Below are 1,301 nucleotides of genomic sequence, written 5' to 3' on the forward strand. Positions count from 1 at the left end.
TGACCCGTCCTGAATAAAGGCTACATAATTTTAAACATTATGTATAAAAACGACAAAGTCATCAGACGTTATTCAGAACCTTTCAAATTGAAAATTTTAGACGAACTTACAACAGGAAAATTAAACAAGTATCAACTAGGTAAGGCATATGGTATTGCTCCAACTACCATTAATGAATGGATCAAAAAGTATAACCGTAAAGACCTTATGAACACAAGAATAACCGTGAAAACTAAGGATGAAATAACCAGAATTAAGGAACTTCAAAAAGAGATTGAACAACTAAAAAAACTCTTGTTAAAAAAAGACTTGGATGCTATGATTCAAGATTCATACCTAGAAGTTGCTGCAGAAGACCTTGGTTATAAATCTGTAGCAGAACTAAAAAAAAAGCTAAATATAGAGCGTTAATTACAGCTAAAATCAAAGCTAAAGGATTTGCGTCTTTGAGAACTATAACTAACTGTTTCGGACTTAAACGTGATGCATATTACAAATATAAACACAGAGCTGATAAACGTTTAAAGCTAGAACAACAGATTATTCAAATTGTTAAGCAAAAACGCAAATCCTTACCAAGAGAAGGTGTTCGTAAACTTAAAATATCCTTGAAAAACGATTTTGATAATGCAAATCTTAAGGTAGGAAGAGACATGCTATTCAATGTCCTTAGAAAACACAATATGCTTACAACCAGAAAGAAACCAAGTTATAGAACTACCAATTCTTTTCATAGATTCTATAAATACAAAAACATTATAAAAGATGTACTTGTTGATAGACCTAACCAGGTATGGGTAAGTGATATCACCTACATCAGAACGGTAAAAGGATTTTGTTATTTAGCTCTTATAACCGACTTGTACTCTCGAAAAATAATAGGGTATGATCTTAGTGATAGCTTAGAGCTTAGCGGCTGCGTAAGAGCATTAAAAAAAGCATTATATCAAGCTAAAAATACGGATGAACTCATACATCACTCCGATAGAGGAATACAATATTGCAGTAATCTATACACACAAATATTAAAAAGGAAGAACATTAAAATTAGCATGACAGAAGATAATCATTGTTATGAAAATGCTGTCGCTGAAAGGGTAAATGGTATATTAAAAGATGAGTTTTACTTAGACCAAACCTTTGATAATGTGATACATGCAAAAAGAGCTACAAAAAGTGCAATCAATCTATACAACCAAATAAGATTACACGTATCTTTAGACTATAAAACACCAAATATGGTATACAAATTAACAGCCTAAATCAATTTTTAACCTGTAGCCATATTTCAGGACTAGACA

The 1,301-nt window shown here is 31.4% G+C and carries 2 protein-coding genes; both read left to right on the top strand.

The window, feature by feature from the left end; genetic code table 11:
- The first annotated feature begins 39 nt into the window (after positions 1–39).
- Positions 40–411 carry a transposase gene (locus BSU00_RS12290; RefSeq protein ID WP_099567889.1) on the top strand — a complete coding sequence of 124 codons (372 nt, stop codon included), beginning with the start codon at positions 40–42 and terminating at the stop codon, positions 409–411.
- Positions 412–446: 35 nt separating this feature from the next.
- The gene (locus BSU00_RS12295) at positions 447–1,262 is read left to right on the top strand and encodes an IS3 family transposase (RefSeq protein WP_233188735.1); all 816 of its coding nucleotides are present in this window, start codon (positions 447–449) and stop codon (positions 1,260–1,262) included.
- The last annotated feature ends 39 nt before the right edge of the window (positions 1,263–1,301 follow it).

This window comes from Tenacibaculum sp. SG-28, assembly GCF_002954385.1.
Classification (GTDB): Bacteria; Bacteroidota; Bacteroidia; order Flavobacteriales; family Flavobacteriaceae; genus Polaribacter.